Below are 13,531 nucleotides of genomic sequence, written 5' to 3' on the forward strand. Positions count from 1 at the left end.
CTACGCCGATGATAGTGCGGATTCCCGTGTGAAAGTAGGTAATCGTCAGGCTCCCTAAGCCAAGAACCCCCGCCCGAAGGCGGGGGTTTTTGCATTTGTGCGGCGGAAATTACTACCGCATCAATCGCAACATCAAATCCGCCTCAATCGCCCCTATCTCCGGCGATTCAATCGATTATTGATCGCATCTTCGATCAAGATCGCAACTTGCCCTCCGCAACGTATCGTCAAGCGCGATTGGGCGACCAGCTCCACTTCCTTGAGCCGGGCACCTCGTCCCGTCTTCGGTCAGGTAATCCAAAATCGGTGCGAAATGGGCGCTTTATTCGGCGGGTCCACGTAAAATTTGCGAATCCCCATCTCTGCATTCAAAACGATGAACGCCGCCACCCAGGTAGCCCGGGCTGTTTGCCCGCATGATTGTCCGGACACGTGCGCCATGCGGGTGACCGTCGAGAACGGCAAGGCAATCAAGGTCACGGGCGATCCCGACCATCCGCCGACGCAGGGTGTGTTGTGTACGAAGGTCAGCCGATACGCGGATCGCGTTCATCACCCCGATCGCCTCACTGTCCCGCTCAAGCGGGTCGGCCCGAAGGGAGAAGGGCGCTTCATGCCGATCAGCTGGAGGGAGGCGTTCGACGAGATCGGACGCCGCCTCGGTGAAATCGCCGCACGCGCGCCGGAAGCGATCGTGCCGTACAGCTATGCGGGAACGATGGGGCTCGTGCAAGGCGAAGGCATCGCCCAGCGCTTCTTCCACACGCTCGGCTCCTCGCGGCTGGAGCGGACGATCTGCGCGGCAGCCGGCGCAGCGGGGCTGCGATACACATACGGTGGCAGTGTCGGCATGCACCTTGAATACTTCGAGGAAAGCGAGCTGATTCTGATATGGGGCGCGAATCCGATTGCATCGAGCCTGCATTTCTGGACCCGCGCGCAGGAAGCGAAGCGCCGTGGCGCGCGTCTTGTCGCGATCGACCCATATCGTTCGCTGACCGCAGAGAAATGCCATCAGCACATCGCACTGAAGCCCGGTACCGATGGTGCGTTTGCGCTCGGCATGATGCATGTGCTGATTACCGAAAACCTGCTCGATCACGATTACATCGCCGACCACACGCTCGGCTTCGACGCGCTCAAGGCGCGCGCGATGTCCTATCCGCCGGCACGCGTGGCGGAGATCTGCGGCATAGATGCGTCGGTGCTGATCGATCTTGCGCGTCGCTACGGCGCTACCCGGAAGGCATCGATCCGCCTCAACTACGGCATGCAGCGTGTTCGCGGCGGCGGCAATGCCGTGCGCGCGATTGCCAGCCTGCCGGCGCTGACGGGGGCGTGGCGCGATCGGGCAGGCGGCCTGCTGCTGTCGTCGTCGGAATCGGCGCCCGTCAATCAGGCGGCGCTGCTGCGTCCGGACCTGATGCCGGGTTGGCCGCACAAGCTGCCTCGCATCATCAACATGAACGCGATCGGCGACGCGCTGCTGCATCCGGGAGACGCGACGTTCGGGCCGAAAGTCGAAGCAGTGATCGTGTACAACTCGAATCCGGTGGCGGTTGCGCCGGACTCGTCGAAAGTCGCCGCGGGCTTCGCGCGCGACGATTTGTTCACGGTCGTTCTCGAGCACTTCAAGACAGATACGGCCGATTTCGCCGATATTGTATTGCCGGCGACCACGCAGCTCGAACATCTGGATGTCCATAAATCGTATGGCCATACCTATGTGATGGCGAACCTGCCGGCGATTCCGCCGGTGGGAGACGCGCGGCCGAACACGGAGATCTTTCGCGGGATCGCGCGCAGCATGGGCCTTGACGAGCCCGCGCTCTATCAAAGCGACGAAGAGGTCGCGCGCGCGGCGCTTCGCTGGGACGATCCGGCGCTCGACAGCGACTGGGACACGCTGAAGCGGGCCGGCTGGCTGAAGCTCAAGCTGCCGGAGGCGCCATTCGCGAATGGCGGTTTCCGCACGCCCTCCGGCAAGTGCGAGTTCTACAGCCCGCGGCTCGAGCAGATGGGCATGGATCCCGTTCCCGACTACCTGCCGCCGTTCGAATCCACCGAAGCCGCGCCCGAGCTCGCCGCACGCTATCCATTGGCGATGATTTCGCCGCCGGCCCGCCACTTCCTGAATAGCACGTTCGTAAACGTCGACAGCTTGCGTTCGACGGAAGGCGAGCCGCACCTCGACATGCATCCGTCCGACGCCAGCGCTCGCGGCATCGCAGAGGGCGACGTCGTCCGCATCTTCAACGACCGCGGCTCGATGCAGGCGCGCGCGCGAATCACCGATCGCGCGCGTGCCGGGCTCGTCGTCGGGCTGTCGATCTGGTGGAAGAAACTGTCACCCGACGGCAAGAACGCGAATGAGGTGACGAGCCAGGCGCTGACCGATCTGGGCAATTCGGCGACGTTTTACGATTGTCTTGTGGAAGTTGAGCGAATTTGATCGAATATCGCCGTATGATCAGACGAAATTGACACGCAAGTTCGAAGTGGACATCTAACCCTGTTGTCTCGGGGCGGGGGAGCCGTTACGATGCGTTTTAGCACGACCATTCGAAAATCTGTGAGGAGACGCGCGGTATGGACAAAATTTGGCTGAAATCGTACCCACCCGGCGTTCCAGCCGAAATCGACCCCTCTCCTTATCCGTCCGTCCCGGACCTGCTCGACGAAAGCTTCCGGCAGTATCGCGACCGTACCGCGTTCGTTTGCATGGGCAAGCGCATCACGTACGGCGAACTCGACAGGCTGTCGCGTCAGTTCGGCGCTTGGCTGCAGTCCCGCGGCCTGGCTCGCGGGGCGCGCGTCGCGATCATGATGCCGAACGTGCTGCAGTACCCGCTGACGATCGCTGCGGTCCTGCGCGCCGGCTATACCGTGGTCAACGTCAATCCGCTCTATACGCCGCGCGAGCTCGAGCATCAGCTGAAGGACAGCGGTGCGGAGGCGATCGTCATCCTCGAGAATTTCGCGTCGACGTTGCAGGCCGTCATCGCCAATACGGCCGTCAAGCACGTGGTCGTCGCATCGATGGGCGACTTGCTGGGCATCAAGGGATGGATCGTCAATTACGTCGTGCGTCACGTGAAGAAGATGGTGCCTGCGTGGCAGTTGCCGTCGTTCACGCGCTTCAAGGCCGCGCTCTCGGAGGGCGCACGACAGGCGTTCAAGCCGCAGAAGATCGGCCCCGATGACATCGCGTTCCTGCAGTACACGGGCGGCACGACCGGCGTTGCGAAGGGCGCGACGCTGCTGCACCGGAACATCGTGTCGAACGTGCTGCAGGCCGGCGCCTGGCATCAGCCGGCCCACGACAAGTACCCCGACGTGAAACAATTCGTAACGGTTGTCGCGCTGCCGCTGTATCACGTGTTCGCACTGACCGTCTGCGGTTTCCTGACGATGCGCACGGGCGGCATGGGCGTCCTGATCCCGAACCCGCGCGACATCGCCGGCATGATCAAGGAACTGAAGGGTTACCAGATCTCGACGATTCCGGCCGTCAACACGCTGTACAACGCACTGCTGAACCATCCCGAATTCGATCAGCTCGACCTGTCGAAGCTCGTGATCGCCAACGGCGGCGGCATGGCGATCCAGGAAGGTGTCGCGAAGCGGTGGTATGAAAAGACCCACACTGCGATCATCGAAGGATACGGGCTGTCCGAAACGTCGCCGGTGGCAACCTGCAACCCCGTGACGGCCACCGAATACAGCGGGACGATTGGCTTGCCGCTGCCGTCGACCGAAGTTGCGATTCGCGACGATGCCGGCAATGACGTCGCGCTCGGCGAGCCCGGCGAGATCTGCATCCGCGGGCCGCAGGTGATGGCCGGCTACTGGAACCGGCCGGACGAGACCGCGAAGGTCATGTTCGCGGATGGCTTCTTCAAGACGGGCGACGTCGGCGTGATGGATGCGCGTGGCTACGTGAAGATCGTCGATCGCAAGAAGGACATGATTCTCGTGTCGGGCTTCAACGTGTATCCGAACGAAGTGGAGGACGTGGTGGCCTCGCATCCGGGTGTGTTCGAAGTGGCGGCAGTCGGCGTGCCGGACGAGCATTCCGGCGAAGCCGTGAAGCTGTTCGTCGTGAAAAAGGATCCGGCGCTGACCGACAAGGACATCCTTGCTTACTGCAAGGAGCGGCTCACCGGGTACAAGCGACCGAAACTGGTGGAGTTCCGCACGGAGCTGCCGAAGACGAACGTCGGCAAGATCCTGCGGCGCGAATTGCGCGACGGACGCGCGTAACGCACGCAACGATACGGTTGAACGAAAAGCCCGGCCTGTTGCCGGGTTTTTCGTTTGCGGCTGCGGCGGAGCGCTCGTTTCGTGCGGAGGCGGCGGCAAGCCTTGTTTTCGGGCTGACGGCTCGGGGCGGCGTACGCGACCCGCGTACCGCCGACCCGCCGACCCGCCGACCCGCCGACCCGCCGACCCGCCGACCCGCCGACCCGCCGACCCGCCGACCCGCCAACGTCCCGCCCCGTCAGAAAAGAAAAAGGCGCCCGAAGGCGCCTCCAATATGCTGCGGCTTGTCAGACAAGCTGATTAGAACTTGTGACGGATACCGACGCGTGCTGCAACCTGGTTGCTGGTGCTCGACCCGGCCAGACCGTTGATCGCTGCCGTTGCCTTCAGGACGTTGCCGTTGGAATCGAGCACGTTGCCCGATGCGTGCTGGTACACGCCGATCACGTAGACGTCGGTGCGCTTCGACAGGAAGTAGTCGACGCCCAGCGAGCCCTGGTGGTACTTGGCTGCCGAATTGCCGTTGATCTTGCTGCCTTGCGTGTAGTCGTACGCCGCGCCGAGGATCAACGCCGGCGTCAACTGGTACTTGAAGTTGATTTCGCCGTTGTTGAACGTCGCGGTCTGGTTCACGAACGGGCCTGCCGAGAAGCCCTTGAACTTCGTGTTCGAGTACGTCGCGCCGATCGTCGCTGCGCCGAACGTGTATGCGCCGCCTGCACCGATGACCTGGTACGTGTTCGCGTTGTTCGCGTACGCGCCGTAGATCGGCGACGAGACCGACGACGACGTCGACCCGTTGTTGAACATGCCGCCGAACTGGTTCGGCGTGCGTGCGTTCAAGTAACCGACGCCAAGGACCAGCGGGCCGTTGTTGTAGCCTGCGCCGAGCGACCAGACCTGGTTCTTCGAGAACTGGCCAGCCTGGCCGCCGAAGCTGTACAGGCCGCCGAACGTGAAGCCGCCGTAGCTCTGGCTCGTGTACTTGACCGCGTTGTTCACGCGATACGCGTTGTTGAAGTTGTCGAGGTCGCCCGGGTGAGCGGCGATGTAGCCGCCCCACTGGTCGCCTGCCTCGAGCGGGCCGACGAAGTCGACGACGGAGTCGTACTGACGACCCAGCGTGACCGTACCGTACTGGCTCGACAGGCCGACGTAAGCCTGACGACCGAACATCAGGCCGCCCTGACCGAGCTTGCCGCTGTTCACGTCGAAACCGTTTTCGAGGGTGAAGATCGCCTTCAGGCCGCCACCGAGATCTTCGGTGCCGCGCAGGCCGAAGCGGCTGCCTTGCATCACGCCGCTGGCCATGCTGTACAGGTGCTTGCCGCCTGCGTTGTTGTTGAAGAGCAGGCCTTCATCGATGATGCCGTAAAGCGTCACGCTGCTTTGCGCATGGGCAGCGCCAGCGAACGCGCCCAGCGCGACGAGCGCGAGAAGCGACTTTTTCATTAACGGATCTCCAAGAATCACTGAATTTTTTTGGCGGGGCGGATAGTTATGTTCTGTTGACGGGCCCCATCAACTTCGCAAGAAGTCGCACGTAATGTAGCAAAGCCGTTTTTTGCCACAAAGCGAAATGCTGCAGCTCAACGCCGCTATGTTTCCTTTATGCAACAATGGTTAAAATCACGGGTTAACCGCAATTTCCGCTGAATAATCAAGTCGGTTACGCGGCGGACTCGTGCCTTTGCCGCGCGCAGCGGCACCTGCAGCCAGGAGAACAGGATGGTGTTGGATGAACTGATCAGCGAATTCGATCGCGGCCTGCGATCGCTGACCGGCATTAGCCGGATGAGCCGGCCGGTGCCTGTGCCGGCCGATACGCCCGACGTCGAACTGACGCCCGCCGAACGCACGCACGCGGCCGGGCTGATGCGCGTGAATCACGTCGGAGAGGTCTGCGCGCAGGCGCTCTACCAGGCGCAGAAGCTCACCGCGCGCACGGCATCGGCGAAGGCGATGTTCGAGGAGGCCGCGCGCGAGGAGGAGGATCACCTCGCGTGGACCGCGCACCGCCTGAAGGAACTCGATTCGCGCCCGAGCCTGCTGAACCCACTTTGGTATGCCGGCGCGCTCGCGATCGGCGTGGCGGCCGGCGCGCTCGGTGACAAGGTCAGCCTCGGCTTCATGGCCGAGACGGAGCGGCAAGTCGAGAGCCACCTCGAAGGCCATATGTCCGAGCTGCCGGCGACCGACACCGCGTCGCGCGCGATCGTCGACCAGATGCGGATCGACGAGGTCAAGCACGGCAAGGCAGCGACCGACGCAGGCGGTATCGAACTCCCGCTGCCTGCGCGGATGCTGATGCGCGCCGCGTCGAAAGTCATGACGAGCACTGCGTACTATCTCTGAGATTTGCGCCGGGGTGGCGTGGGACGTCGCCCCGGTTCGCCGCCCCCGATACCGTCCGCTCACTCCTCGTTTTCCCGCCCCCGAAAGCCCCGTCCGCACGCCCGTCTGGCCCGCCTTTCTCACGTATCACCTTCACAAGTTGCACTAGCTCATTCATTTATAACGGTTTTTGGAATGAGGGGTCGCATGAGCATGCGCGCGTAAGTCCTTGTTCTAACTAACAAAATTCGTCAAAAAAGCGGGCCGCTCCCTTGACCGTGCCACACCCTTCCTCTAAAGTGGGAGACAGTGTGAGAAAGTGTATTTTTGTGTGATTTAGCAGGCTATTCCGGCTAAATTCTCAGCATTGAGCGGGTGCTTCGGTGCCCTGAACGGGAGAGCGGAAAGTGTTCCAAGGGGCGTCGGCGCTGACGCTCGATGCGAAAGGGCGGATGTCGGTGCCGGCTCGCTATCGCGAAGCGCTGCAAGGACAGGCAGAAGGACGGGTGACTGTGACCAAGCACCCGGACGGCTGCCTGTTGCTGTTTCCGCGCCCCGAATGGGAAGTGTTCCGCGCCAAGATCGCCGCGCTGCCGATGGACGCCCACTGGTGGCGGCGAATTTTTCTCGGCAATGCGATGGACGTCGATCTCGACAGCGCGGGCCGGATTCTTGTATCGCCCGAGCTGCGCATGGCAGCCGGACTGGAAAAGGAAGTCATGTTGTTGGGAATGGGTAGTCACTTCGAGCTGTGGGATTCGCATACCTACAACGCGAAGGAGCAGGCAGCGATGGCGCAGGGCATGCCCGACGCGCTGAAGAATTTCACGTTCTGATTGCGGTGACGGAGACGCCCGCGATGGGAAATGAATTGCGGCATCGGACGGTGCTGTTGGATGAAGCGGTCGAGTCGCTCGTGACGCGGCCGGACGGCGTGTATGTCGACGGCACGTTCGGGCGCGGCGGCCATAGCCGCGCGGTGCTCGCGCGGCTGGCGCCGGCCGGGCGGCTGATCGCGTTCGACAAGGATCCGAGGGCGATCGAGACGGCGCAGGGCATCGAGGATGCGCGCTTCTCGATCGTGCACGACAGCTTTGCATCGATGCGCGACGCGCTTGCGGCGCGCGGCGTCGAGAAGGTGTCAGGGGTGTTGCTGGACCTGGGCGTGTCCTCGCCGCAGGTGGACGATCCGGCGCGCGGCTTCAGCTTCCGCGCCGATGGTCCGCTGGACATGCGAATGGATCCGACGCGTGGCGAGTCGGCGGCCGAATGGCTCGCGCGGGCTTCGGTGCAGGAATTGACGGAGGTGATACGGGATTATGGGGAAGAACGGTTTGCTTTTCAGATTGCAAAGGCGCTTGTTGCTCGCCGGGCAGAGTCCGACCGTCTTGGGCCTCTCGACACCACGGGCGAGCTTGCCCAAATCGTGGGTCACGTCGTCAAAACCCGTGAGAAGGGCAAGGATCCGGCAACCCGCACCTTTCAGGCTATACGGATTCACGTCAATCAAGAGCTTGCGGACCTGCAAGTCGTACTAGACGCGGCATTGTCGTTGCTGGAGCAAGGGGGGCGGCTGGTGGTCATCAGCTTTCATTCACTCGAGGACCGGATCGTCAAGCGATTCATGCAGGCGCACGCGAGCGCGCCTGCGGTCGATCGTCGTCTGCCGATTCGCGCCGTCGACCTCCCGAGCCCGCCGCTCAAGATCATCAGCCGCCAGTTTCCGAGCGAAGCGGAAGTCGCCGCGAATCCGCGCGCCCGCTCGGCCGTGATGCGCATCGCGGAGCGCGTCACGCCATGAGCCGCCTCAACATCTTCCTGCTGATCATCGTGATGGGTTGCGCGCTGTCGGTCGTCAACTCGACGAACCAGCAACGCCAGATCTTCATCCAGCTGCAGCGCGCGCAGTCGCAGGAGCGTCAGCTCCAGCAGGACTATGCGCAGCTTCAATATCAGCAGAGCGCGCTCTCGAAGACGTCGCGCATCGAGCAGCTCGCGAACGATTCGCTGAAAATGCAGCCGATCTCGACCGGCCGCACGCAATACCTGACGCTGCCGCCCGGCGCCGCGAAGGCGATCGACGCGCCGATCGCGGCATCGGCCGACACGACCGGCAAGGGCAAGGGGGGCGCGCGATGAAGCCGTCTCCGAAGCGCCAGAACGTGAAGTTCTCGTCGAGCCCCGTGCTGGGCGTTCATTTGCCGATGTGGCGCTCGAAGCTCGTCGTGTTCCTGCTGTTCATGGCGTTCGTCGCGCTGGCCGCTCGCGCGTTCTGGATCCAGGGGCCCGGCAACGCGTTCTATCAGAAGCAGGGCGAAAGCCGCTATCAGCGCACGATCGAACTGCCGGCGACGCGCGGCAAGATTCTCGACCGTAACGGGCTCGTGCTCGCGACGAGCTTGCCGGTGCGCGCGATCTGGGCGATTCCGGACGCGGTGCCGGACGATCTCGACGCGGACAAGATCAACCAGCTCGGCAAGCTCCTCGGCATGACGTCGAAGGAGCTGCGCGTGAAGCTGTCGGAGGACAAGGGTTTCGTCTACGTGAAGCGCCAGGTGCCGATCGACGTCGCCGACAAGGTCGCCGCGCTCGACATTCCCGGCATCTATCAGCGCAACGAATACAAGCGCTTCTATCCGGAAGGCGAGATCACCGCTCACCTGATCGGCTTCACGAACGTTGAGGACGAAGGGCAGGAAGGCGTCGAACTGGGCGACCAGAAGATGCTGTCCGGCACGTCGGGCATGCGTCGCGTGATCAAGGACCGGATGGGGCACATCGTCGAGGACGTCGCCGAGCAGATTCCGCCGCACAACGGCACCGACGTCGACCTGTCGATCGACAGCAAGATCCAGTACATCGCGTACGCGAACCTGAAGGCCGCCGTCGAGAAGTTCAAGGCGAAGGCCGGCGCGGCGATGGTCGTCGACGTGCGTACCGGCGAAGTGCTCGCGCTCGTCAACTACCCGACGTACAACCCGAACGACCGCTCGCGCATGACGGGCGAGCAGTTGCGCAACCGGATCATGACCGACGTGTTCGAGCCGGGCTCGATCATGAAGCCGTTCACCGTGTCGCTCGCGCTCGACCTGCACCGCGTGACGCCTAACACGCTCGTCGAGACGGGCAACGGGCATTTCGTGCTCGACGGCGCGCCGATCACCGACGACGCGGGTTTCGGTACGCTGACGGTCGGCGGCGTGATCCAGAAGTCGAGCAACATCGGCGCGACGAAGATCGCGATGACGATGCGGCCCGAGGAAATGTGGAATATGTATACGAGCATCGGCCTCGGTCAGGCGCCGAAGGTCGGGTTCCCGGGCGCGGTGGCCGGCCGTCTGCGTCCGTGGAAGAGCTGGCGCCGCATCGAGCAGGCGACGATGTCGTACGGCTACGGCCTGTCGGTGTCGCTGTTCCAGCTCGCACGGGCGTACACGGCGATCGCACACGACGGCGAGCTGATGCCCGTGACCATTTTCAAGACCGACCCCAATCAGCCGGTCGCGGGCACGCAGGTGTTCAACCCGACCACCGCGCGCGAAGTGCGTGCGATGCTCGAGACGGTGGTCGCGCCGGGCGGCACGTCGCCGGATGCGGCCGTGCCGGGCTACCGCGTCGGCGGCAAGAGCGGTACCGCATACAAGCACGAAGGTCACGGCTACACGCGCAAGTACCGTGCGTCGTTCGTCGGGATGGCGCCGATGCCGAATCCGCGCGTCGTGATCGCGGTGTCGGTCGACGAGCCGACCGCCGGCAGCCACTTCGGCGGTCAGGTGTCCGGCCCCGTATTCTCGGCGATCGCCGGCGACACGATGCGTGCGCTGAACGTCCCGCCGAACATGCCGATCAAGCAGCTCGTCGTGTCCGACGATTCGCCGGAATCCGCTCCCGCAAAGGGCCCGCAAAAGCTGGCCGCGGGGAGCGGCGCAAAGCATATGATCGTGTCCAGCACGACGCGTAATTCACCAGGAGTTGTTCGATGAGCGCCGCCCGCAGTTCCCATCCGGCGCATCAGCAGATCGCAGCCGCGCTCGCGTGGCTGCGTCAGCATGTGGCCCCCGCGGCGCAACTGCATGCCGACACGCGCAGCCTCAACGCTGGCGACGTGTTCGTCGCGTATGCGGTCGACGGGGCAGACAACCGCGCTTTCATGGCCGATGCCGTCGCACGCGGTGCGGCCGCCGTGCTGTATCAGCCGGAAGGGCTGACCGACGCGCAGACCGTACCCGTCGCGCTCGCGGTACCGGCGCTCGACCAGCTCGCGGGCGAGATCGCCAGCGGCTGGTACGGCGATCCGAGCGACAGCCTGCTCGCGGTCGGTGTCACGGGCACGAACGGCAAGACGTCGTGCACGCAATGGATCGCCGCCGCGCTGACGGCGCTGCACCAGCCGTGCGCGGTAATCGGCACGCTCGGCAGCGGGATGCCCGGCCAGCTCGTGCCGACCGGCTTCACGACGCCCGACGCGCCGCAACTTCAGCGCAGCCTCGCGCAATTGCGCGACGCGGGCGCACAGGCCGTGGCGATGGAGGTGTCGTCGCACGCGCTGCACCAGGGGCGCGTGAACGGAACGGCGTTCGACATCGCGGTGTTTACGAACCTCACGCAGGATCACCTCGACTATCACGGCACGTTCGACGCGTACGAGGCCGCGAAGGCGAAGCTGTTCGCATGGCGCGGCCTGCGCGCGGCGGTGATCAATCGCGACGACGCAGCCGGCCGCCGCCTGCTCGAGAAGCTGGCCGGCCGCGTGCGCACGATCGCGTACGGGATCGGCGATGTGCAGGCGCCCGACGCCGATCGCGAACTGGTCGCGCTCGACGTGCGCGCGACCGCGACGGGTACCGCATTCCGCCTGCGTTCGTCGTGGGGCGACGCGGACGTCGAGGTCGGCACGCTCGGCACGTTCAACGTCAGCAACCTGCTCGCCGTGCTCGGCTCGCTGCTCGCGGCCGACGTGCCGTTCGCGGCGGCCCTCGCCGAGATCGAGCGGCTCGAGTCGGTCAACGGCCGGATGCAGCGGCTTGGCGGGCGGCTGCAGAACGACGAACCGCTCGTCGTGATCGACTATGCGCATACGCCCGACGCGCTCGAAAAGACGCTCGACGCGCTGCGCCCGATCGCCGCGGCGCGCGGCGGCCGGCTCGTCTGCATGTTCGGCTGCGGCGGCGATCGCGATGCGACGAAGCGTCCGCTGATGGGCGCGATCGCGGAGCGGCTCGCCGACGAAGTCGTCGTCACGAGCGACAACCCGCGCAGCGAAGATCCGCAGCACATCATCGACCAGGTCGTCGCGGGCATGACCGCGCCCGATCGCGCACGCCGTATCGAGGATCGCGCGAGCGCGATCCTGCAGGCGGTGCGCGGCGCCGCACGCGAGGATGTCGTCGTGCTGGCCGGCAAGGGCCACGAGGCCACGCAGGAAATCATGGGCAAGAAGCGCGCGTTCTCCGATCAGGATCACGCGCGGCTCGCGCTCGCAGCGCGCGCGACGCACGGCAAGGGAGGCGCCGAATGACGATGCTCAGTCTCGGCGAAGCCGCCCGCCTGATTCCCGGCGCCACCGTCCGCGGCGACGCGGGCGTCACGTTCGACCGCGTGTCGACCGACAGCCGCACGGTCGGCCCGGGCGACCTGTTCGTCGCGCTGAAGGGCGAGCGTTTCGACGCACACGACTTCCTCGGCGACGTCGCCGCGCGCGGGGCCGCCGCGGCGCTCGTCGCGCATGCGCCGGCGGGCATCGCGATGCCGCTGATCGAAGGCGGCGAAACGCGCGCCGCGCTCGGCGCGCTCGCGCACGGCTGGCGGATGCGATTCCCGCTGCCGCTCGTCGCGGTGACGGGCAGCAACGGCAAGACGACCGTCAAGGAAATGATCGCGTCGATCTTCGCGGCGGCGGTCGGCGCCGACGCGCGGCTCGCGACGGCCGGCAACCTGAACAACGACGTCGGCCTGCCGCTGACGCTGCTGCGCCTGTCGGCCGCGCATCGTCTCGCGGTGATCGAGATCGGGATGAACCATCCGGGCGAAACCGAAGTCCTCGCGCGCCTTACCGCGCCGACGGTCGCGCTCGTCAACAACGCGCAGCGCGAGCATCAGGAATTCATGGCGACGGTCGAGGCCGTCGCGCTCGAACACGCGGCCGTGATCCACGCGCTGCCGCCGGACGGCGTCGCGGTGTTCCCGGCCGACGATGCGTACGCGGGCATCTGGCGCGTCGCGGCGACCGGCAACCGGATCCTCGATTTCGCGCTGCACGACGCCGAACGCCAGAGCGACGCGCAGGTCGTCGGGCGCGTGCACAGCGGCGAACTCGCGATCGACACGCCGGTCGGCGCGGTCACGGTGCGGCTGCGTGCGCTCGGCGAGCACAACGCGCGTAACGCGCTGGCCGCGACGGCCGCGGCGCTCGGCGCCGGCGTCGAGCTGTCGGCGATCCGGCAGGGCCTCGAATCGTTCGAGCCGGTCAAGGGCCGGCTGCAGGTGAGGCAGGCGAGCGTCGGCAGTCTTGCGGGCGCAACCATCGTCGACGATACGTACAACGCGAACCCCGATTCGATGCGTGCCGCGATCGATGTGCTCGCCGCGCATCCGGCGCCGCGCGTGCTGGTGATCGGCGACATGGGCGAAGTCGGCGACGAAGGGCCGGCATTTCACCGCGAGATCGGCGCGTATGCGCGCGAACGCGGAATCGACGCGCTGTTCGCGCTCGGCGACGCATCGCGCGACGCGTGCACCGCATACGGCGACACGGCGCGCCATTTCGGCGACGTTGACGCGCTCGTGGCGGCGCTGCTCGCGGCCGGTTACGGCGCACAGGCGACGGTGCTCGTGAAGGGCTCGCGGTACATGAAGATGGAGCGCGTGGTCGACGCGCTGACGAACCAACCCGCGGCGGGCACCGTGCCCGCCGCACACTGAGTAGAAGGAAGGA

The 13,531-nt window shown here is 65.1% G+C and carries 10 protein-coding genes; 9 read left to right on the top strand and 1 reads right to left on the bottom strand.

Annotation, left to right across the window (positions count from 1 at the left end; all coding sequences use genetic code 11):
• The first annotated feature begins 376 nt into the window (after positions 1–376).
• Positions 377–2,452 (top strand): molybdopterin-dependent oxidoreductase, encoded by a 2,076-nt coding sequence (locus WT24_RS23970; protein ID WP_060036080.1) that lies wholly within the window; start codon positions 377–379, stop codon positions 2,450–2,452.
• 137 nt (positions 2,453–2,589) lie between these two features.
• On the top strand, positions 2,590–4,263 hold the full coding sequence (locus WT24_RS23975) for a long-chain fatty acid--CoA ligase (RefSeq protein ID WP_059500893.1): 1,674 nt from the start codon (positions 2,590–2,592) through the stop codon (positions 4,261–4,263).
• A 300-nt stretch (positions 4,264–4,563) separates the two neighbouring features.
• On the opposite strand, the gene WT24_RS23980 is transcribed toward WT24_RS23975, so the two are convergent.
• Positions 4,564–5,715 carry a porin gene (locus tag WT24_RS23980; protein ID WP_059500894.1) on the bottom strand — a complete coding sequence of 384 codons (1,152 nt, stop codon included), beginning with the start codon at positions 5,713–5,715 and terminating at the stop codon, positions 4,564–4,566.
• 276 nt (positions 5,716–5,991) lie between these two features.
• Between WT24_RS23980 and coq7 the strand changes: the two genes are divergently transcribed.
• From coq7 to murF, 7 genes are all read left to right on the top strand, one after another.
• A complete protein-coding gene (gene coq7, locus WT24_RS23985) occupies positions 5,992–6,618 on the top strand; it encodes a 2-polyprenyl-3-methyl-6-methoxy-1,4-benzoquinone monooxygenase (RefSeq protein WP_059500895.1) in 627 nt (208 codons plus the stop codon).
• A gap of 386 nt (positions 6,619–7,004) precedes the next feature.
• Positions 7,005–7,433 carry a division/cell wall cluster transcriptional repressor MraZ gene (mraZ, locus tag WT24_RS23990; protein WP_060036081.1) on the top strand — a complete coding sequence of 143 codons (429 nt, stop codon included), beginning with the start codon at positions 7,005–7,007 and terminating at the stop codon, positions 7,431–7,433.
• A gap of 23 nt (positions 7,434–7,456) precedes the next feature.
• A complete protein-coding gene (gene rsmH, locus WT24_RS23995) occupies positions 7,457–8,398 on the top strand; it encodes a 16S rRNA (cytosine(1402)-N(4))-methyltransferase RsmH (protein ID WP_034206320.1) in 942 nt (313 codons plus the stop codon).
• Complete coding sequence (gene ftsL / locus WT24_RS24000; RefSeq protein ID WP_034206321.1) at positions 8,395–8,736, top strand: cell division protein FtsL; 342 nt, start codon at positions 8,395–8,397, stop codon at positions 8,734–8,736. Before rsmH ends, ftsL begins: the two co-directional genes overlap by 4 nt.
• Entirely contained in the window at positions 8,733–10,580 is a 1,848-nt protein-coding gene (locus WT24_RS24005) for a penicillin-binding protein 2 (protein ID WP_059500896.1), read from the top strand. The genes ftsL and WT24_RS24005 overlap by 4 nt, the downstream gene beginning before the upstream one ends.
• Positions 10,577–12,115 carry a UDP-N-acetylmuramoyl-L-alanyl-D-glutamate--2,6-diaminopimelate ligase gene (locus WT24_RS24010; protein ID WP_060036082.1) on the top strand — a complete coding sequence of 513 codons (1,539 nt, stop codon included), beginning with the start codon at positions 10,577–10,579 and terminating at the stop codon, positions 12,113–12,115. Before WT24_RS24005 ends, WT24_RS24010 begins: the two co-directional genes overlap by 4 nt.
• Positions 12,112–13,518 (top strand): UDP-N-acetylmuramoyl-tripeptide--D-alanyl-D-alanine ligase, encoded by a 1,407-nt coding sequence (gene murF, locus WT24_RS24015; protein WP_060036083.1) that lies wholly within the window; start codon positions 12,112–12,114, stop codon positions 13,516–13,518. The genes WT24_RS24010 and murF overlap by 4 nt, the downstream gene beginning before the upstream one ends.
• The last annotated feature ends 13 nt before the right edge of the window (positions 13,519–13,531 follow it).

It is taken from the genome of Burkholderia sp. MSMB1078WGS (assembly GCF_001528895.1).
Taxonomy (GTDB): Bacteria; Pseudomonadota; Gammaproteobacteria; order Burkholderiales; family Burkholderiaceae; genus Burkholderia.